Annotated in this window: 19 protein-coding genes; 15 read left to right on the top strand and 4 right to left on the bottom strand. The window is 49.1% G+C overall.

What is annotated here, in order from left to right; translation table 11 throughout:
* The coding region (locus tag MMG03_RS06040) for a transposase family protein (RefSeq protein WP_249505554.1) at nucleotides 1–248 on the bottom strand (248 nt) is incomplete at its 3' end.
* A 208-nt stretch (nucleotides 249–456) separates the two neighbouring features.
* Between MMG03_RS06040 and MMG03_RS06035 the strand changes: the two genes are divergently transcribed.
* Nucleotides 457–843 carry a VanZ family protein gene (locus MMG03_RS06035; protein ID WP_249505875.1) on the top strand — a complete coding sequence of 129 codons (387 nt, stop codon included), beginning with the start codon at nucleotides 457–459 and terminating at the stop codon, nucleotides 841–843.
* Here MMG03_RS06035 and MMG03_RS06030 read toward each other — a convergent pair.
* Together MMG03_RS06030 and murB are read right to left on the bottom strand one after the other, a co-directional pair.
* Nucleotides 835–3585, bottom strand: coding sequence for a TIGR02171 family lipoprotein (locus tag MMG03_RS06030; RefSeq protein WP_073234593.1), 2751 nt, complete (start codon nucleotides 3583–3585; stop codon nucleotides 835–837). The genes MMG03_RS06035 and MMG03_RS06030 overlap by 9 nt on opposite strands.
* A 2-nt stretch (nucleotides 3586–3587) precedes the next feature.
* A complete protein-coding gene (gene murB, locus MMG03_RS06025; RefSeq protein WP_249505874.1) occupies nucleotides 3588–4517 on the bottom strand; it encodes a UDP-N-acetylmuramate dehydrogenase in 930 nt (309 codons plus the stop codon).
* A 97-nt stretch (nucleotides 4518–4614) separates the two neighbouring features.
* Here murB and MMG03_RS06020 point away from each other — a divergent pair, with 97 nt between their 5' ends.
* The 14 genes from MMG03_RS06020 to MMG03_RS05955 all read left to right on the top strand — a co-directional run bounded on the left by MMG03_RS06020 (nucleotide 4615) and on the right by MMG03_RS05955 (nucleotide 19506).
* On the top strand, nucleotides 4615–5721 hold the full coding sequence (locus tag MMG03_RS06020) for a CHC2 zinc finger domain-containing protein (RefSeq protein WP_073156979.1): 1107 nt from the start codon (nucleotides 4615–4617) through the stop codon (nucleotides 5719–5721).
* A complete protein-coding gene (gene mtgA / locus MMG03_RS06015; RefSeq protein ID WP_073156976.1) occupies nucleotides 5721–6659 on the top strand; it encodes a monofunctional biosynthetic peptidoglycan transglycosylase in 939 nt (312 codons plus the stop codon). The genes MMG03_RS06020 and mtgA overlap by 1 nt, the downstream gene beginning before the upstream one ends.
* Before the next feature lie 50 nt (nucleotides 6660–6709).
* Nucleotides 6710–7981, top strand: a complete 1272-nt coding sequence (locus tag MMG03_RS06010) for an argininosuccinate synthase (RefSeq protein ID WP_073156974.1) — start codon at nucleotides 6710–6712, stop codon at nucleotides 7979–7981.
* 126 nt (nucleotides 7982–8107) lie between these two features.
* Nucleotides 8108–8869 carry an RNA methyltransferase gene (locus MMG03_RS06005; RefSeq protein ID WP_073156971.1) on the top strand — a complete coding sequence of 254 codons (762 nt, stop codon included), beginning with the start codon at nucleotides 8108–8110 and terminating at the stop codon, nucleotides 8867–8869.
* Between the two features lie 93 nt (nucleotides 8870–8962).
* The gene (locus tag MMG03_RS06000; RefSeq protein WP_249505873.1) at nucleotides 8963–10633 is read left to right on the top strand and encodes a hypothetical protein; all 1671 of its coding nucleotides are present in this window, start codon (nucleotides 8963–8965) and stop codon (nucleotides 10631–10633) included.
* Nucleotides 10634–10639: 6 nt separating this feature from the next.
* Nucleotides 10640–11230 (top strand): DUF1007 family protein, encoded by a 591-nt coding sequence (locus MMG03_RS05995; RefSeq protein ID WP_143395241.1) that lies wholly within the window; start codon nucleotides 10640–10642, stop codon nucleotides 11228–11230.
* Between the two features lie 23 nt (nucleotides 11231–11253).
* Nucleotides 11254–12243: a hypothetical protein gene (locus MMG03_RS05990; RefSeq protein ID WP_249505872.1), complete on the top strand. Its 990-nt coding sequence runs from the start codon at nucleotides 11254–11256 to the stop codon at nucleotides 12241–12243.
* Between the two features lie 66 nt (nucleotides 12244–12309).
* A complete protein-coding gene (locus MMG03_RS05985) occupies nucleotides 12310–13026 on the top strand; it encodes a hypothetical protein (RefSeq protein ID WP_073234626.1) in 717 nt (238 codons plus the stop codon).
* A 9-nt stretch (nucleotides 13027–13035) separates the two neighbouring features.
* Complete coding sequence (locus MMG03_RS05980; protein WP_249505871.1) at nucleotides 13036–14352, top strand: PCMD domain-containing protein; 1317 nt, start codon at nucleotides 13036–13038, stop codon at nucleotides 14350–14352.
* An 11-nt stretch (nucleotides 14353–14363) separates the two neighbouring features.
* Nucleotides 14364–16034: a PCMD domain-containing protein gene (locus MMG03_RS05975; RefSeq protein WP_249505870.1), complete on the top strand. Its 1671-nt coding sequence runs from the start codon at nucleotides 14364–14366 to the stop codon at nucleotides 16032–16034.
* Nucleotides 16035–16052: 18 nt separating this feature from the next.
* Nucleotides 16053–16724 (top strand): DUF3575 domain-containing protein, encoded by a 672-nt coding sequence (locus MMG03_RS05970; RefSeq protein WP_073283757.1) that lies wholly within the window; start codon nucleotides 16053–16055, stop codon nucleotides 16722–16724.
* 60 nt (nucleotides 16725–16784) lie between these two features.
* Nucleotides 16785–17108 (top strand): thioredoxin, encoded by a 324-nt coding sequence (gene trxA, locus MMG03_RS05965; RefSeq protein ID WP_073156948.1) that lies wholly within the window; start codon nucleotides 16785–16787, stop codon nucleotides 17106–17108.
* 170 nt (nucleotides 17109–17278) lie between these two features.
* Nucleotides 17279–18055: an imidazole glycerol phosphate synthase subunit HisF gene (hisF, locus tag MMG03_RS05960; protein WP_073157388.1), complete on the top strand. Its 777-nt coding sequence runs from the start codon at nucleotides 17279–17281 to the stop codon at nucleotides 18053–18055.
* 50 nt (nucleotides 18056–18105) lie between these two features.
* Nucleotides 18106–19506 (top strand): TldD/PmbA family protein, encoded by a 1401-nt coding sequence (locus tag MMG03_RS05955; RefSeq protein WP_249505869.1) that lies wholly within the window; start codon nucleotides 18106–18108, stop codon nucleotides 19504–19506.
* A gap of 67 nt (nucleotides 19507–19573) precedes the next feature.
* Here MMG03_RS05955 and MMG03_RS05950 read toward each other — a convergent pair whose 3' ends face one another.
* On the bottom strand, nucleotides 19574–20335 hold the full coding sequence (locus tag MMG03_RS05950) for a transporter (RefSeq protein ID WP_073156943.1): 762 nt from the start codon (nucleotides 20333–20335) through the stop codon (nucleotides 19574–19576).
* Nucleotides 20336–20632: the final 297 nt, after the last annotated feature.

Raw genomic sequence — 20632 nt, 5'->3', positions numbered from 1 at the left:
CACTTCCTGCACTTCACCCTGTAGGTGTCCATCTTGATGAAGCCCATTTTCGTGCCGAGATCGAGCGTCCGCCATACCCTCTGTTCCCGGCCGTTGTCGTAGAGTTTCCCTTTTCGCCCGCAACAGCCGCACCTGCTGGCGTTGCCCTTGGTGAGTCTTACCGTGATGGTGACCGTGGTATCGGTTTGTTCCTGCTTGACGACTGAACAGCCGTTGACATTGAAGATGGATTTGTATAATTTTGACATGGGCTTTTTCTTCTGTTTTTTTTGGCGATTAAATTTTAGAAAATAGCCCATTTTTTGTTTAATTTAGGCGAAAGTCAACAAAAAAGGGTGGCGAAGCCACCCACACATGTTGATGAAGAGCCTTTTTATTTCAATATAAGACTGACCTATGTTTGAATCCCTGTTTCAAAAATACCCTTTCTTTCGTAAGATTCCTGCAATCCTTTGCATGGCGATTATCTTTAAACTTTCGTCAATGACCTCGGTGGAACTGGAGGGGCTCCCTCATGTTTGGGACAAGTTGGCTCACACTTGTGAATATGCCACCTTGGCAGGGTGCTTTTGTATGTGGTGGACTCGTGGCCAATGGACGGCTAAATCCTGGTTTCGTGTTGTTATAGTAATGTTGCTGGCTCTTGCCTACGGTTGCACTGATGAATACCATCAGCGTTTTGTAGAAGGCCGTAGCTGCGATGCCATGGATCTGATTGCAGATACGCTTGGAGGTCTTATTGGCGGTTCCGTCTACGTTCTGATTGTGAAAATCCTGAACCGTTATGATCCGCTGCCCCAAACGGAATCCGATGAATCTCCGGATTCCGAAGAATCACTTTAGGGTCTTCAGTACAGAATCCACTCGGGCTGTAATCTTGTAGGTGGCTTCGCTGCAGAGGTGGTCGTTGTCGTAGGCCAGGCTGTTGGAATAGTCATGATCGCCCATCTTGTTTTCGTCAAGCAGGACGAAGTTCGGATATTCCTTGGTCAGATTCTTGATTTGACTGATGACTTCCTTGGCAGTGCTTCTTTTCATGCCGTGTCTTCCGAAAGCGCCTGTCTTCTTGTACTTTGGATTCTGCGGGAAGATGACTCCCACGACCTTGATTTTCTTGCTGGCGGCAGTTTTGAGAATAGACTTCAAGGCTTTCATCGAATTTTCCAGAAGCTCCGGATTCTTGTCGAAAATCGTGGAGTCCGCTTCGACTTCAGCGGTTTCGCCCCAGGATTGACAGGGGATTCCTAAAAGACGTCCCTTGTCTGTTGTGTACTTGTGAGCGTCTTCTACGCCGAGGCCGTTTTCGGTGGCGTCTAACAGACCTGCGGGAATGCCTTTAGCCCAATAGTCATGATTGGCATCGTACGCATAACCGGGGTAATTGGGAGCGTTGACGGCGAAGAAATTATCGCTGCCCTTTCCGTCTGTTTTCCACCAGAAGTCAATGTCGATAGAAAGTACGATATACTTTAGCTTCTTGGCATTCTTGTAGATGTACTTATTGAGGTAATCCTTGGTGGCGTAAATAGAATTGGGGGCGTGGGCTAGGTTTACGGCGAAGAAATCGTCTTTCAGCAGATATGGGCTTAAGGAATATAAGGTACGTGATGATCCCATGAGGGCCACTTCCATGGAGTCGATGTACCTCCAGAGCAGTTCCATTTTGTAACGCATGATGACTGAGGACCAGACGTCGTTTGCTACTAGGTAGGTTCCTGCGCTATCTTGGTCAATTGTAGTATCTGGGACTGGTCTTGCAGCAAACCACATGCTGGGATGCCAAAGTTCATCTCCTTCTACAAGTTCAGTTGTACTGCTGTCCTTGATATTGACCAGGGCGATTTTTTCGTGTACTTCGTTTGCGTTCGTGAGGGAGGCAATTACAAAATTCTTGGAAACCCATTCGGTGTGATCGAAGGTTTTCTTGCTGGGGGCTCCGACGCTCTTTATCAGTTTGCCGGTGCTGTCGGCGATGAACATTCTTTCATGAGTATGGTAGGACTTCCCAACGAATTTTTTGCCGGTGGTCGAGGCGAAGTCCAGGAAAAGGGTTCTTCGGGTGCTGTCTTTAGAAAGGCTGACGTTGCAAGCCTGTTCCTTGTTGTACCAGATTGAATCCTTGGAAGAGTTGGTTAGTCTAGTTCTTCCGTAGGCGAATTTCGTTCTTAAAAGCTGGGCCCCTGTGACGGCGATTTTTCGGTCTACGCTAACGCCTCCGTGGTAGGCTCCGTCTATGATTTTCCTGGGTGTGCCGAAAGTCTCGTCTCTAAAGGAAACTTGCCAAGTGGAATTAGACTTGAATTGTGCCTCGTCCTTGTTGCTTTGTTGGCTGGTAACGTAAACGATAGTCGTATCGCCGTTAGAGGATACTTGCCAGCGGGGGATTGCAGCGGCTTCTACGTCTAATTTGTGGATGGTACGGTTGTTGGAATTCAGCTCTCTTACGTAAATCGAAGACTTTCCGGGAACGCCTTCGGGCTTGGTACAGTAGGCGACGTATTTCCCATCGGGGGAAATATCCGGATGATAGGCAGAAACGGTATCGTAAAATTCCACAATCTTGGTCTTGGTCAAGGAGTAGTCGATATAGACCAGTCTTTCTGTAATGTCGTTGCGGAATACGAGTTTTGTTTTGTAGGTTCCCGTTAGCTTTTTAATTGCGTCTGGGCTTAAGATCATGTTGATGTTGCTTTCGGTCATGAGACCGCTGCCGTTTAGCCAGGAAGGCGAAGGAATCTTTCCGAAGGCGAGGCGGAAACCGACGTAGTCGGCTTTTGTCGAAGAGGTGACTGTGTAGACATCACCGCGGCTGAACAAGCTGATTGCGCTTTTGGGATTGCGAAAACTGCCACCCTTTACGATGCGTTCTCCAAGGGAATTGCCTTCGTAGGGCCCGACGTAGTTGTCCATGATCGTGTCTTGCGGGTAATCGAGCCAGTCGTTTACCCATTCCATGACATTGCCTGCCATGTCGCAGAAATCCTTGCTGCCAGAGGCTTTCTTGCAGACCTTGTGAGTCTTGTAGTCGGAATTGTCGGCGTTCCAGGATTTGTTTAAATCCCAGCTGGTGTTTGCAGCAAAAATCCATTCGGCTTCGGTGGGGAGGCGGTAAGCGTTTGCGCCGGTGTTCAATGCCAAATTTATAATGCTTGTGCAGTGTCCATCGCTATCGAAGGTCTTGGTGGTGTAGGTGTAAGCCGTATCCCGTTTTTCCTTTTTGCTTAGGGCGTTGGCATAGACGATGGCGTCGAAATAGGTGACGTTCACGATGGGGAGAGAATCATTTTCGCATTTCTGGACAGGGGACTTCGATCCCAGTTCTTCCTTCATGACTTTTCGGAATTCGCCGCAGGTGACTTCATGCCTTCCCATAGAAAAGTCGTAAGAGAAAGTGGTCTTCATTTTGGGGCGTTCATTGGCCTTTGCGGAATTGTCGTCTGTTCCTACAAATCCGTCTGACCCTGATGCCCGAACTAAAATAAAACCGTCAATGTCTGAATCCTCTACGAATGTGGATTCAGATGAGGTGGTGTCTGTGCAGCTACAGATAAAAATCAGTGCCAGAAGAAAAAGAGACCGCAACATTGTTACCCCCCAAGTAAAATGATTTCTCTCTTCAGTTGAATTCCGAATTTTTCGAAAACTTTTTGTTGAACGTACTCGCTAAGAGCCTTGATCTCTGAAGCGGTGGCGTTGTCTGCGTTGACAATGAAGTTGGCATGAACCGTGCTGACTTCTGCTCCGCCAATGCGGTAGCCCTTGAGTCCTGCCTGCTCGATGTAATAGCCTGGAGCGATTTGCTGAGGCATGTCTTCGGCACCAACGTCAAGGCGTTTGAATGTGGAACCTGCGTTGGGCATATTTAAGGGCTGGCTTGCCTTGCGCTTGGCCATGCACTCCTGCATTTCGGTTTCCAGAGTGTAGCTATCTTTGCCGGACATCTCTGCAGGTTCTAACTGGAATGTTGCGGACAAGATAATTTCAGCTTGACCTTTGGCACGGTCGTCGGAGGAAACCTGAAAACCGCTGTGCCTATAGCCAAAGTCGCACTGGGCTGCGGTTCGTGTATGTACGGTCCCATTGGCGTCAAGGCTTTCTACTTCTACGCAAGTCTGGCAGATTTCCTGACCGTATGCGCCTGCGTTCATGTAGATGGCTCCACCTAACGTTCCTGGAATACCGGCTAGCTTGTGTATCCCGCTGTAACCCATCTTAATGGATTTGCGCGCAAATGCGCCGAGGGATACGCCTGCTCCAACCTTGAACTTGCCATTTCCAAAATCCTGAACTTCAGAAAATGATTTCCCCAGGGTGATGATTCCGCCGCCAAATCCCTTGTCGGAAACCAACAAGTTTGTTCCGTTACCAAGAACGAAAAAGGGGAGGTTCTGGTCTGCCAGTCGTTTCCGCACATCGAGGATTTCGTCTACGGATTCCACCTTGAAAAAATAGCGGGCCTCTCCTCCGACTTTGAAGGAGGTGTGCCTACTCATGGGTTCATTTTCTAAGATAACCATTTCTCAAATATAGTTATCGGTTATGAATTGCATGAAATTTGATCTTTTTGAATGTGATTTTGTTATACTTATAGACGTTTAAATTTTGATAATCTAAATGACCAACGAAGAACTGAAACAATTCAAAGCCTCCATTTCTATCACTGCCGTGGCCCAGAGCCTTGGGGTGAATGTGGTGCGGGGTAAATGCCGCTGTTTTTGTCCACAGCGCCATGTCCATGGAGATAGAACTCCTTCTGTTTCAGTTTCTGAGGAACGGGGGTATTTCCGCTGCTGGGTTTGCGATGATATTCGCGGCGATGTGATTTCGCTTGTGCAAATTGTACGGGATTGTTCTTTTACCGAGGCCCTGGCTTGGCTTATGGAACAGTATCCGTTCCTGGTGCCTGGCAATGCGCAAAAGCCTGTTTCCCGTTCCGATGGCCCCGGCTTGCGAACCATAATCAATGGACGTCAGGTAAGCGTGCCTGCGGCACCTCCTGCTGAACCGGATCTCAAGGAACTTGTTCCCGAAGAAGATCGCAAGCGTATTGTCCTTTCTTTTTTGAAACGTCTCAGTCCTGTAGACAATACTCCCGCTGCCCGTTGGTTGGCCAAGCGTCGAATCTATAAGCCGGTGTGGGACCGTATGCTCCTTCGAACCATTACGGATTACGAAGCGGTAAACAACAGCCTGAAAGCGGATTTTGGTGTCGAGGTTTTGAAGTATGTGGGGCTGTTTAACGACAAGGGCAACCTGCGTTACTACAAGCATCCCCTGATTTTCCCCTATCTGGATAAGGAGCGCAGGGCATTCTATTTCCAGTCTCGCGCGATTGACAGTTCCGTGGTTCCCAAGGAAATGAACTTGAGGTCTACGGTTCCCTTCCCCTATAATTTTTCGGCGCTGGATGAAAAGCCCGGCTGGGTCTACCTTTGTGAAGGTTGTGTGGACACGCTGACTTTTTTGGGGCAGAAGATAAACGCTGTAGGTATTCCGGGAGTAAGATCCTTTAAGGTGGAATGGCTAAGCTACTTTAAGAACAAGAATGTGGTTCTCTGTCTTGATCATGACGAAGCTGGGAGAAGCGGTATGGAATATATCGGTAACCTGTTTACTCAGGCTGGTATTCGAAGTGTGATTCTTGGTGAAGGCATGGAGGGTTTGCCGACGGCCATGAAAGAGGGCGAGGACATTAATGACTGGTTTGGAGGAAAGAAGTGATGAAGAAGTTTTTTGGAAAGATTAGAGATTTTTTCAAGTGGCTATCGGGTACACTGGTCATCCGGATCTTGGCCTTCATTATCAAGTGGATTTATAGGCTGATCAACTTTATCCTCCGACAGGCCCTGTTGATCTGCATTATTTATTCTACCGCGTTTACGGTGGCGGCTAGCTACTTGATTTATCGTGTCTTCATCTACGGCTATGACATTTATGAAAGTGTTGAGGAACTGAAGGTTACCCAACCCGAGAATTCCAAGTACATGGAAGCCTTGAGGGATTCCAATCCAAATGTTCAAATCAGACATACCTATGTACCGCTGGATTCTATAAGCACCCATCTGCGTAAGGCGGTTATTGCCAGCGAAGATGCCGGCTTTTATTTCCATCCCGGTTTTGACATTCGCGCCATTGCGGAAGCCCTGGATGCAAACCAGATGGCCGGGAAGACTAAGTTTGGCGGTTCTACCATTACACAGCAGCTGGCCAAGAACCTGTTCCTTAGCGGTGAGCGTTCTTTTGATCGTAAGTTCAAGGAATTGGCCTATGCCTTGTTGATGGAACATGAACTGGGTAAGGACCGAATCCTGGAACTTTACCTGAACTACGCCCAGTGGGGCAAGGATATCTTTGGTTGTCAGGAGGCTTGTCTTTCCTATTACAAGAAGAGCTGCTCCAAGATCAGTCTGGACCAGGCCATCAATCTGGCCGCCATGCTTGCGGCACCGGCAAAGCATCACCCCAATATGAGGGAGAGCCAGTTCATGGCTAAGCGCCGTGCTGTTATCTATCAGAATATGTTCCCCAAGAAGGATAGCGTTCTTGTGGATTCCCTGAGGCAGTTGATGGCTCCTCCTGCGCAGCCGTTGACTCCTGTGGCTCAACCACAGCCTGCAACCGAAAAGAAGGTTAAGGCGAAGGCTTTCAAAAATCATTAAAAGTGCTATATTTTCAACGTCTAAATTTTTTTTCTTAAAAGGACAATAAAATGGCTAAGAAAGATTCCAAGAAGAAGGTCGTCCTCGCCTATAGCGGTGGTCTCGATACCTCTATCATCATCCCCTGGCTCAAGGAAAACTATGACTGCGAAGTGATCGCTTTCGCTGCTGACCTCGGTCAGAACGATTTCCCGGATGCTAAGGCTCTGGAACAGAAGGCTCTCGCAACTGGCGCTTCCAAGTGCTACGTCCTGGACCTCAAGAAGGAATTCCTCGAAGACTACGTATGGCCCACCGTCCGTGCTGGTGCCAAGTACGAAAACACCTACCTCCTGGGTACTTCTTTCGCTCGCCCCCTCATCGCCAAGTATCAGGTGAAGATCGCTCAGAAGGAAGGCGCATACGCAGTTTCCCATGGTGCAACCGGTAAGGGTAACGACCAGGTCCGTTTCGAACTGACCTACGCCGCTCTCGATCCGACCCTCGAAATCATCGCTCCGTGGAAGGACTCCAAGTGGAACATCCACAGCCGTGAAGACGCTATTGACTACGCTGCCGCCCGCAAGATTCCTCTGAACGGCATCAGCAAGAAGAAGATCTACTCCGAAGACGGCAACCTGTGGCACCTCTCTCACGAAGGTGGCATCCTGGAAGAACCGGACAAGGAACACAAGTACGATATGCTCAAGCATACCGCTACCTACGAAAAGGCTCCCAACAAGCCGGCTCACGTGACCATCGGCTTCGACAAGGGTACTCCGGTTTCCGTCAACGGCAAGAAGATGGACGCAGTTGAACTCCTCGAAACTCTGAACAAGATCGGTGGCGAAAACGCTTGCGGTCTCCTGGACATCGTTGAAAACCGCCTCGTCGGCCTCAAGAGCCGCGGCGTTTACGAAACTCCGGGTGGCACCCTCCTGTACAAGGCACACGAATGCCTGCAGCAGCTGGTTCTCGACAAGGAAACCTTGTTCGAAGCTCAGAAGATGTCTATGACCTATGCAAACCTGGTTTACAATGGTCAGTGGTTCACTCCGCTCCGCCAGTGCATGGACGCCTTCTATGACGAAGTCAACAAGGTTGTTACCGGTGAAGTTACCCTCAAGCTTTACAAGGGCAACATCATTCCGGCTGGCATGAAGAGCCCCTACAGCCTGTACGACATGAACCTCGGTGGCTTCTCTGATGTCGAAATGTACGACCAGAAGGACGCTACTGGCTTCATCCGTTGCTTCGGCCTCCCGCTGAAGACTCGCGCTCTCCTCCTCAAGAACAAGACCAACGTCAAGTTCGGTAAGGAAGTGAAGCTCCCGAATAAGTAGTAGCAAAGGGAACCCCATGGTTCCCTCTAGACTCCTTCCTAGAATCTTTCTAGAAAAAATCCCTCGGTGAATAGCCGAGGGATTTTTTGTTTTGGAGAGAAACTGAAAATTTTTATTTTTGGTCCTATGGAATTTTTTGACTATTACGAGAAGTTGTTTGGGAATCGCTGGCCGGCTTTGCTGGAGTCCTTGAAGGGCGAGGGCAGGGCTATGGAACTTAGGTTTGGCGATGGCCTTGAGCCGTACTACCTAGACGAGGCTTCTGTCTATGCGGCACGTGCGCTTAACGTGCGGCCTGGTGATGACGTGCTGGATATGTGTGCCGCTCCGGGTGGCAAGACTCTCGTGATTGCATCTATGCTGAAGGGGGAGGGTTCTTTACAAAGTAACGACCGCTCTCCGGATCGTAGACTTCGCTTGCAGCGCGTGGTGGAGCAGACTTTGCCCGAGGCCTGGCGTTCCATTATCAAGATTTCTGGTTATGATGGAATGAAGTTTGGCCTGCACAAGAAGGAGTCCTACGACAAGATTCTGCTGGATGCGCCTTGTTCTTCTGACAGGCATGTGCTGAACTCTCCGGAACATTTGAAAGTTTGGTCGGCGAAGCGTGTTAAGCGTTTGTCTGTAGAACAGGGGGCTCTGTTGGCTTCTGCGGTAGATGCCCTGCGACCGGGCGGAACGATTGTGTACGGCACTTGCGCCCTTTCTCCCATGGAAAACGATGACGTGGTCAAGAAGATCCTCAAGAAGCGTCCTTCTATGCAGCCTGCAGAAATTGAAGAGGTTTTGCCAGGCGCGGACCGTACGGAGTTCGGTGTGCATATTTTGCCCGACACATCAGACGGAAGAGGCCCGATTTACTGCGCTAAATTGGTCAAGTCTCTTTAAAGTTTGCTTTTTTTATCTAGAATATTCCCTTTTTCTTACAATTATGGGTTTTTGGCTTTTGCCAAAGGCCCTTTTTTATTTATTTTTCTTTACATGTTGAAACGTATTTTAACTTCTTTGGTTGTTTGGGCTGCGGCTACAATGGCCTTTGCCCAGGATGAAATGTCCTCTCAGGATGTGTGGCAGGAATCCCCCAGTGTGGAGGCTTCCGATGCCATGGCTGGTTTGGAGGCGGTTGCCTCTCAGTCTCAAGGTCAAACGTCTACAGATGAAGCCGGTACGACCGCAGAAACTCCTGCCGAGGCTCCTGCGTCTGCCGAATCTGACGCTCCTGCTCCTGCGGCTGTTCCCGCTGCGGTTGTTGCACCTGCCGCTCCGGTTGCTCCCGTAAAGAAGACTCGCGAAGTCCCGGTCCGCTACTGGGTCAATGGTGACTCTACAGAACTGGACGCCATCTTCGTGAAGATCGAAAAGGATACGGTCTACCTGAAGAAGCCCAACGAAAAACAGCAGAAGCGCATCGAAAAATTGGATGATGCCGCCGCCGTAGCCCTCCAGGAAAGCAATGGCCAGGAGGTGGAAGAAATCGAAGAAGATGAAGAAGTCGTCATTCCCAAGAAGGAAAACGAAATCATCATGACCGACGCGGTGAAGGACTCCATGTCTGCCCAGGCCGAAGAGAAACCTGCAGAAGAGGTTCCCGCCGACGATGGTGTAGGTGACGACCTTGAAACCGCACTTGCCAAGGAAGATCAGCGCCAGAAAATGGAAGAAATCGCCAAGGTGGAAGAAGAAATCCGCCAGCGCGAAATCCAGGACAGTATCGAAGCCGAAGCCAAGAATCCCTTTATCAAGATTTACCGCTATGAACTGAAGCGCCTCTACAACCTGGAAGATGAGGTCATGATCGACCTGTCCCTTTCTGATTACGTGGTGCCCGAAATTGTTGTCGAAGAAGAAAAGATCGAACTTTATCCTCCCGGAAAGGCCAACCTCCTTGTGGTGTCTGAACCGGAAGCCTGCTCCCTGTTCGTAAATGGAATCCCCCTGAAGCAGGTGGCTCCCGATACCATCAAGAATATCAAGCCGGGCAAGTACACCATCTCTGTCATGAAGGTCCTGAAGGACGTAGAGTGGTGGGGCTCTACCGTGGTGCGCATCAATGCGGATAGCCTGAACAAGGTGAGCATTCCTGTGCTTCGCCCCACGACCCGCCTGACCTTGAACACGGATCCGGAAGCGGTGGAAGTGTACATCAACGAACAGCCCACCGAGTACGTGATGCCTCATTACGTGACCGACGTGGTGGTCAACGAGATTAAGCCCCAACCCTCCGCAACGGTTTACCTGAGAAAGGTGGGCTACCGCGATACTTCCGTGACCATCGAAGTGAAGGCCTTTATGCCTAACTTGGTCAACGTGGAAATGACTCCGGTGCTGGATGTGGAATTCATCGAAAGCCAGAAGAACTACGATAAGGCTCGCAGCAACCATCGCATTGGCCGTGGCCTTCTGTGGGGCTCCATCGCTCCCATTATTGCCGGTGGTGTTTTGTGGTACCTGGCCGAACGTGACTGGAGCGACGCTGCTGCCAAGAAGAAGGCTTACACCAAGCTCTCTGCATTTGATAGTGACGATACCCGCCAGATGGTCAAGGACAACCATAGTCTGAATCGTTCTGGTGACGTCAAGGGCGGTATTGCTGCCGGTCTTGGTGCTATCGGTATTGGTTTGTTGACTGCCGGTATTATTCTCGCATTCTAGGTTCGTGTGAAGACTCTAAAGTTGATTTTCTTTTTGTGCATGGCCTGGGTTGTCCCAGGCTTTTGCCATCCCCACGTTTTTGTGGATGCGACAGTCAAGGTTCTTTTTGACAAGGATGGATTTACCTCGGTCAGGAACCGCTGGGTGTACGATGAACTTTATAGTACCGCCATGATGTCGTCTGGCGATGTTGATGGCGATGGTGTAATTTCTCCCAAGGAAAATGAGTGGTTCAAGAGTATTATCCTGGATCCTATTGAAGGGAATAACTACTACAACTACGTTCAGCGCGGTTCTGATTTCTTGAAGGCTAAGCAGGTCAAGAACTTCAAGGCTTCTTTGCAGAATCGCCGACTGGTCCTTGACTTTGACGTGTATTTTGGTTGCCCTGCCACCAATGATTACTCCATGCTTGTAGTTGTTGTTGCCGACGTTACCAATTACATCTTGATGACCACAGATATGGAAAGTGCCGACGTTGAGGCTCCTGATTCCATAGACGTGGAGTTTTTTAACGACGGCGTTAGCGACTTGACCTTGTTCAAGGCTTTTCATTCGGGTATAGAAGGCTTATACCTGAGATATAAGAAAAAGTAGCGAAAGACTGTTGCGGGGTGAATGTGCAGAATCTCCTGAAAGTTTTAATGGTGCTAGTGCTCTCCTTGGCTATTGGGGCGTCCGCCGCTGTCAAGAAGAAACGCTTTGATGTTAGTGAAGATGGTTCTTCTAAACCTGTTGCGACGCAGGTAGAAACTTCAACAGTCCCTGACAGTGCGGTCAATACAACTTCAGAGGAACCTCTGAAATCTGCGCCCACTCAGGGGGGCTCTTTTCATGCCGCTTTGGCTCAGGTGCAGAAGGATCTGCGCGAAAAAGTAACGGCGAAAATTGTGACCATGAAATCTGGGGACTGGTCTTGTATCTGGAAGTTCCTTCTGCTGTGCTTTGTCTATGGCATGCTCCATGCCTTGGGCCCGGGCCATGGCAAGTCTATTGTCATCGGATTCTTCTTGGCTCGTCGCGGACGTTGGCGTCAGGGAGTTGCTCTGGGTGCGGGTATTACTTTTACTCATACGCTGAGCGCTGTTGTACTACTCTTTATTTTGTATGCGATTTTCAAGGCCACGGTATTCCCTGTTTTCGAAAATGGTCGCGGTGGTATCGAAATGGCTAGCTATGCATTGCTCATGATTACGGGCTTGCTGCTTGCTGTGCTTGGCGTTGTGGATTTTGTCAAGGGCCGTCGCCGTAAATGTGAAGGCCAGGAAAATGTGTTGCCGCCTGTCGCCCGCTGGAAAGAAATTATCGGCATTGCTGCAGTAACGGGAATTGTGCCTTGCCCGGCTGTGGCCCTGATTGTTCTATTCTGCCTGCTGAATTCCATGGTGGGGCTTGCCTTGCTTGGTGCGGTTCTCGTTTGCATCGGCATGACTTGTACCAATGTTCTTTTTGGTATTGGGGCAGTAGCCTTTAGAAAGGGAATCGACAAAACTTCAAGGGCGTCTCGCTTTGCCTCTAGCATTTACTGCTTTACTTCGATGGTAGGCGGGGCGGTAATTTTTGTTTCGGGCTTGTTGCTTTTTTCCAATTTCTTTGCTGGTAGGGTTTAGGGGTTTGACCTGATTTTCGCAAATTTTTAACTTTGCGATAATATGAGATTTTGTTTTTTGTTATGTTTGGCTCTTTTTGTAGCCATTGCTTCCGCCGAAGAAAAGAAAGGTGGAATCCTAGAAGGCTTGTATCCTGTAGAAAAAGGTGAAGCCATTGCTGCAGGAAATTTTTATGGCGGTACATCCCTTTCATTGATCCAGGCCAATACCGATGATGATGTGCTGAACATTATGATCGGCGATGTATACGAGGCTTATGGCTACACTTTTACGGTTGAAGCGTTCGGTGGCTACTTCGTCAAGGACGCTATGGCCATCGGTATGCGTGCCGGTTATTCCAGAACCTGGTTTGATATTGACTTCGCCCTGCTAGAAGATGTTTTGGATCTGTCTGAACGTCGAAAGTATGTGAGCAACGGATTCTTTATCCAGCCGCTATTGAAAAACTACCTGAAGATTCTTGATTCCAGAAACGTCTACTTCTTCAATGAAACCTCCATTTCGGTTGAATATTCCTACGGCATATCCCAGACCGATGATGGGGAAGACATGAAGAAATCCCGCAACCGTTCCTGGTCTATTGCGGCAGGTATCAATCCCGGTATTTGCATCATGGTGCTGAACCGATTCGCCTTTGAAACTTCTGTGGGCTTGCTGGGCCTGAATTCCAGCGTTATTGAAGTTGAAGAAAATGGCGAAACTAAAAGTCAGCTTGTGTACAATGTAGTGAACTTTACCATTAACCTATTGGCCCTGGACTTCTCTCTGGTCATGTTCTTCTAGGAGATTGCAATGAACTGGATGAATAAGACTGCTTTTTTGTTCGCGGCTGTGGCCTTGTGCCTGTGGGGCTGTGGCGAATCGGGAACTTCCGCCGAAGTTGAAAAGGTTGATGAAGGCCCTCTCTTTTCAAACTGCAAGGATGCAAGCCTGAATGTCAAGAAACATGAAATTGATGTTCCCTGCCCAAAGGATTCCCTGAAGGTTTCGTCTCTGTCTTCTTTGGGTGGCGCTAAATACTACCTGGCTTTGGACCAGGACCTGGTGGATCCTGAAATAGATTGGGATAGTCCGCTGAAGTCAGGCGCATACTTGATAACAAGAGAAGGTGAATTCGCAAATATTGTAGTCCTTGATGAAAAGAACCGCGTTGTTGACGTCTGGAAGGTCAAATCTCCCGAGGTAAAATCCAGCAGTTCTAAAAAGGTTAGCAGTTCCAGTAGCGTAAAATCCAGTAGTTCTGCCAAGAGCGAGTCTTCCAGTTCTGTAAAGGATGCAGAATCCAGTTCTAGCGAAGAAGTTTCTAGTAGCTCTGAAGAAATTTCTTCCAGCTCCGAAGAAATTCTGTCTAGTAGTGCCGAAGAACCGCAGCTCCCGGGTTCCGATTTTACCAAGTACGACGCTTCTTTCTGGGGAACTACCAGCGATGTCATGGCTGAAGCAACTTCCGCCGGCGGTATCAAGTTCCAGTCTTCGGCTAATCTTGAATTTGCCAGTGGTCGTGCAACCTTGACCACCCGCGAGATTGTCGGTTCATTTCTAAGCGTTCCCGGCTCCTGGAAAATTGCAGGCGGGTTCTACTTTGCTGGCTCCTTTAAGGCCAATGATATCGTCCAGCTTTACCAGTGGAATTACACTTCGGGAACACCGGATGCCGGTTATGAATCGGATATTTCTCAGGGGATGACATTTGGTCGCCCGTTTACGGCACGCCCGGTTTCCTTTGAGGTGAAATATTCCTACGAACATGTTTCCAATACAAGTACGGAATATCCTCAGAAGTCCTTGATGTATGTGATGCTGGTTAGCGCCGACAAGAAGGTTGTGGCCTGCGGTATGCATTCCGATTCCGAATCCGTAAGCGATAAAACCGTCGTTGTCGAATTGTCCTATGGCGCTGATCCCGATGGATTGTTGCAGGGTGGTTTTGCCATGGCTGAAGGTTTGACTTTGGGCGAGGGAACCGAAGAAGTTGCTTCTATCCATGTGATGTTTGCTTCTTCTGCCTATGCCCATGTGGTGGCTGGCGGTGCTGCTGGAACTAGCAAAAAACAGCGTGGCGGAAAAGAAGCTAAGCTGATCCTCGATAACTTTAAGCTGAATTACTAAGAGGTGGTATCATGAAAGGTCTGATTTCACTCCTTGCGTTCTTAACCGTTTTAATGTCTTTTGTAGCCTGCACTGCCGACTACGATACCTTTGGAACATCGGGCTACAAGACTCTTAACGAACTGACCTTTGAAGGTCAAGATGGTTCCGTGTCGGTCTATGCCGACGAACATAAGATCAAGGTGAAACTTGTCGCTCCCGAAGAAGGTGAATCCTGGGACTCCGTGGCGGTGGATGTTCTGGATATCAGTTCCATGGCGACATTGCACTTGGTCAATAGCAAGTTCAAGGAATTTCCGTCGGATTCCGCCGGATTGGATTCTCTGGCTCACGAAGTTTCTTATTCCAGCGAACGTCTGCGCTCTGGCGACAAAATCCGCATTCCCTCTAGCCTTGTGGTTTATGTGGCTGTGGTGGCCGAAAATGGGGACGCCTCCATTTGGCAGATTAGCTTTACCATTCCTGGCGTAGAAGCCGTTACTGATGACAAGGGCAAATCTTCTTCTAGTTCGGCCAAGTCTTCCAGCAGTGCCAAGTCTGATGATAAGTCTGACGACAAGCAGGATGAAGTGAAGTCCAGCAGTTCCAAGGCTCAGGATTCTGGCGAAAATCTCGGCTCCGCCGAAGAATTCCCTGAATCGAAACCGGATGCACCGCGAATTCTGTCTATGAAGATTGGCGGGAATGAGGCGATCATTGATAGCTCCGTCAGCGACGGCAAGGTCTCCTTCAGAATCCACTATGATGATTTGGACTACGCCTCGGGATTGTCTAGCGTTAAAATTAGCGATATTACCTTGTCTGAAGGAGCCGAAATTTCTGGAGTAGAAAATGACGGCGAATACAACCTGGCCCAGGGGGTGATTGCTACAGTCTCCAACGGCAAGACCGAACAGGAATACCGAATTGTTGCTGGCTATCAGTTCCCCAATAGTTCTTTTGATTCCTGGAACAAGTATGTTGCGTCTGACTGGTCTAATGGAAACACCTCCGGCTTTAACATGACTTCTCCTTTGGATGTGGCTGGTGGAAAGGCTGCCAAGATGGAGTCCATGGATGCGAAGATTCTTGGCATTGGACAGTTTGCCAGCGGAAATATCTTTACAGGCTACTTTAATCCTAAGGGTGTTGGCGCAACGAGCATGTTGAGCAAATATCCCGACGGAAATGAACTGATTGATTTCGGTAGGCCTTTTGAAGGTCGTCCGCAGTATGTAGAAGTAGACTTTACCTATGAAGGCAAGGGCGACAGCTGCGACATTTACTTCTTCCTGGAAAATCGTACTGCCACTGCAAATGAGGGAAAGAATCAGTACCGCACCTCTAGCGATGTAAATACGTTGGTGGCTTCTGCCTGGTACCGTTCTGCCTCAGATGACAATTCTGGCCGCCCCAATCCCGATGTGGTTTCCATCGTCGAAAAGGAAAACGGTTTTAAGACCTTGCGCTTGAAGTTTAAGTATGGCGAACCTTATGAAGATTCTCCTATCCATAATTCCAACACTTTTAAGGATGACCTGGAAAATTCCAGCGGCATTGATAACCATCTGAATGGCTATGACGGCGATATGGCTGTGACCCACCTCAGGGCGGTCATGGCATCTAGCGCTAACGGCAATTATTACAAGGGAAAGGTGGGAGCTACACTTGTTGTAGACGAGATACGTTTCTATTATTACTAACGTTTTTAAGAGGACGAAATGAAAAAGACTTTCTTGGCTTTGGTTATGTTGGGTGCTCTTGTTTCTGCAAGCTTTGCCCAGGTAGTGGACGATCCCTCCAAGTATACTTCCGGTGCTCCCGCTCCTGCGACTCCTAATGTGACGATCAATCATGTTGCTAGCAGTGAACCCATTTTTGCCATTTCTGTGCATCCGGTGTCCCTGATTTTTTACCCCCTCTTCAAGGATTATCTGCCACTGATGCTAACCTTGGAAGGTAACATCAATTCCAATGCATCCATTATCACCCGCCCTTACTTCAAAACCAAGAGCTGGGATGGCGAAGACGAAAATCGCAAGAAGATTGATTTTGATGTGAATGTCTTTGGTATTTCTGAAGGTTTCCGCTATTACTTCAACCGCGGCCATCTGGGAATGTACACGGCTATTCATGCCATTTATGAATACGCAAAGGTGGAACGCGACTACGAAGACAAGAGGAGCAAGGACGTTAAGGAAACCGGAAATAGCCTGGGTCTTGCCATGTATGTGGGTAATAAGACCATTTGGGGCCATTTTACCTCTTCCTTTGATATCGGTGCCACCTATACCAACACTTATTTGAGCAAAAAGTACCGCGATGACCTGGAAGAAGTATCTTCTGTGGGCGTAGATTTTGATGTAAATTACACAATTGGGTTTACTTTCTAGTTATATATCCTCAAATTAGGCTGATTTTATTATCTTTACAGATGTAAATTGGAGATTGTCATGGCTGCTTTAGCTCTTACTGCAGAAAATTTTGATGAAGTGATCAGTTCTGGTCAGTTGGTGTTCGTTGATTTTTGGGCTACCTGGTGCCGCCCCTGCATGATGATGGGCCCTATTGTTGATGAACTGGCTGCCGAATATGACGGCAAGGCTATCATCGCAAAGATTAACGTAGATGATGCCGGCGTGAACGACATTTGCGCTCGTTTTGGCATTACTAACATCCCCAACATGAAGCTGTTCAAGAACGGCGTCGAAGTGGGCAACGTTGTTGGCGCAGTGCCTAAGAACACCGTCAAGGCTGTTATCGACCGTAACCTCTAATAGCGATTCTTACACAGATTCTCAAAAAATCCGCCTTTTGAAGGGTGGATTTTTTTTATCGAAAGCGCTGGATGCAATCGCACCGGAGTTGCCTGACTTTAGCTCGCAACTGGCTGCTCACCGCTCACTGCCCATGCCTCATTCCTCGTACCTTTTTCTACATTTGCGTCATGCTCACAAAACGTTTGATTGTCTGTTTGGATGTCCGTGACCGTAAGGTGACGAAGGGTGTTAAGTTCAAGGGTAATATCGATATCGGTGATCCGGTGGAGATGGGTGCCCGCTATAGTGACGAAGGCGTCGATGAACTGGTGTTCTACGATATTACCGCCAGCGCCGAAAACCGCCCCTGCGACATGGAAATGATCCGTCAGATTGCAAAGCGCGTATTTATCCCCTTTGCTGTAGGTGGCGGTATCCGCAATCTGGAAGACATGCATCAGGCATTGCTGGCCGGTGCCGAAAAGGTGAGTGTTAACAGCTTGGCTGTCCTCCATCCCGAAATCATTGCAGAAGGTGCAAAGGCCTTTGGCCGCCAGTGCATCGTGCTGGGTATGGATGCGAAGTTTGTGGGTGTTTCTGAAAAGTTCCCCAGCGGTTATGAAGTGTACATTCGTGGCGGCCGTCAGCCTATGGGTCTCGATGCCGTAGAATGGGCCAAGAAGGCTGAAGAGCTGGGCGTTGGCGAAATTTGCCTGAATGCAATTGATACCGACGGTGTCAAGCAGGGCTACGAACTGAACATTACCGACCAGGTGGCCAAGGCTGTCCAGGTTCCCGTGATTGCCAGCGGTGGTGCCGGTACTCCCGACCATATTGTGGACCTGTTCAATAAGACCAGCGCCGATGCCGCCTTGGTGGCTTCCATGGTTCATTTTGGCGACTACACTGTGCCGGGCATCAAGGATGCCATGCGCAAGGGTGGCGTTCCCGTTCGCAACAAGTAATTTTTGACGCGGCACCTCTAGGGGTTGTCGCGTTTTTTTTTTGAGGTTTTATGAATCCGTCTGTAGCTGTTAAGATTTTTGAGGCTGGCCGAAGCGCCGGTGCAGACTTTGTAGAAATTTTTGAAGAAGAAACTCGAAGCTCTAGCCTGGGACTTAAGGACAGTAAGATTGAAACGGCTACGGCAGGTACAGATTACGGTATCGGCATCCGTTTGCTGTATGGTACCGAAGTCCTCTATGGTTTTACCAGCGACGATTCCGAAGAAGCCTTGGTGAACTTGGTAAAGACCTTGGCTTTTGGTCGCATTGCCGCCATGAATGGTGGTGAAGGTTCTGCTGCAAAGCCTTTTGAATTTGCTCCTGCAAAGCGCGTCTGCGATTACAACGCCGCCGCCTTCCAGGATCCTCGAGTTTTGGGCCAGGCTGTCAAACAGGATTTTCTGTTCCGTGCCGACAAGACTGCCCGCGGCATTTCCGACAAGATTGTTCAGGTGACCGTTGGCGTAACTGATGACTGCACCCACATTAATTTGTTGAACAGCGAAGGTCTGAATGTGGAAATGAACCGCAGCCACCTGCGCTTGAGCGTAAGCGTTACTGCAGCTGACGGTTCTGAACGTTTGACTTCTGCCGAGCGTCCGGGTGCCATTGGCGGTTATGAACTGTTGGCCAATTACTCTCCCGAAGAAATGGCCAACTCCGCTGGCGAACGAGTGCTTCGCATGTTGACTGCCGGCTACATTCCCGGCGGCCAGATGCCTGTAGTCATGGGCAACGGCTTTGGCGGTGTAATCTTCCACGAAGCTTGCGGCCATCCGTTGGAAACGGAATCGGTACGACGCAACGCCAGCCCCTTCTGCGGAAAGTTGGGAACGGCTATTGGTCAGCCCTGCCTTACCGCCATTGACGACGGCACCTTGGAGGGTGTCTGGGGTAGCCTGAAAATTGACGACGAAGGCACTCCCGCACAGCGCACCACCCTCATCGAAAACGGTATTCTCAAAACCTACATGTCTGACCGTGTGGGTGCTAAGGAAGTGGGCATCGGACTTACCGGAAGTGCTCGCCGCGAAAGCTACAAGTACGCTCCCGTTAGCCGTATGCGCAATACCTTTATTGCTCCGGGCAAGGATTCCCTGGACGATATGATTTCCAGCGTGGATTATGGTCTGTATGCCGCCCGTATGGCTGGCGGTTCCGTAAACCCGGCCACCGGTGAATTCAACTTCGCTGTTGACGAAGGCTACATCATTCGCGATGGCAAGATTTGCGAACCGGTCCGTGGCGCGGCCCTTATTGGCAAGGGGCACGAAATTATGCCTAAGATCAGCATGGTGGGGTCTGACTTGGAATTGGCTGCCGGTGTCTGCGGCGCAAGTTCCGGCCATATCCCCGTAACCGTCGGTCAACCGTCCATCAAGGTGGACCAGATCCTGGTTGGCGGAAGGTGATTTTATCTTCTGTTAGAAAATAAAAGAGGCGCCCCGAAAGGAGCGCCTTTGCTTTAAACCTTGTGACTTAGAAACGGAAGTTTAAGCCTAGGCCATAAGTTTTAGGACGGTTGGGACCATAAAGGTGGTCGCCGATGCCAACTCCGTAGGAGGCGTCTAGGTTCAGCCATTCGGTGATGTCAAACTTGGAACCCACGGTAATCCAGGTTCCGACTGGGGTGTTTTTGCCAAGAAAGGAATCAAAACCGCTATCGTCATAGATTCCGATGATAAAGGAAACTGTAGAACGGATATAGGGCGTGTAGTGGGGTACAACGGTAAAATCCAGTTCTGCTGAAATGTTTGCGGCTAATTCCGAATAGTTCTTCTCACCTTCTGTTTCATACTGGACGCCAAGTTCCGACCCGAAGTTGACCGTGGGGGTTAAGATTGAGGAGAATTGAAAGCCTCCTTTCAGAGTCCATTCGTCTTCAACGTTGTAAGAATCATCGCCAACGGGGATAGCTACGTCGAAGAAAGCGTTCATTTTAGGGATGAACTGGTATCGAATCGAAGCTTCGATGTTTCCTAAACCATTGACATCGTCCATTTCGGTTCCATGCAGTTCTGTGTAGAAGCGGAACGGAACCATTACCCCTAATTCCAAGTTTTGAATGACGGAAAATCGTGCGCCAGCGAACATGGTGAGGCAGCTGGCGTAATTTGTTTCGTTGTAAGCGAGACCTGTATGAGCTTCGCCTTGATTTTTGGGGAGCACCGGGAACAGATCCCAGGAGGCGAAGGTTGCCGAGGCTGCGAAAATTCCGGTGAGTGCGATTTTTTTGAGCATGTTTGTTCTCCTTGTTGTAAAAAATTACGGGCGGTAATATACAAAAAGGGGGGGGGCGCAGACCAATAAACTCAAATTTTTTTTAGACCCCAAAAAAACAAGCGGCGCCCCCCCAAAGGAGCGCCGTTGTTGGTGTATGGGATGTTTGGTTTTGTATCCTTAAGATAGATTTGTTTGGTCCAAGTGGGAATAGTCCAAGGTGATTTGCCGTTGTTGGGTTTTACAACACTTTACAATGGGAGCGCTCCTTTTGGGAGGGTGTTGGAGGGTGTATGTCGCAAATTTGGACGTTCTGGC

The sequence above is a fragment of the Fibrobacter sp. HC4 genome (assembly GCF_023373925.1).
Lineage (GTDB): Bacteria > Fibrobacterota > Fibrobacteria > Fibrobacterales > Fibrobacteraceae > Fibrobacter.
Note: the sequence above shows the minus strand (reverse complement) of the source record. Positions and strands in the feature narration are given on the sequence as shown.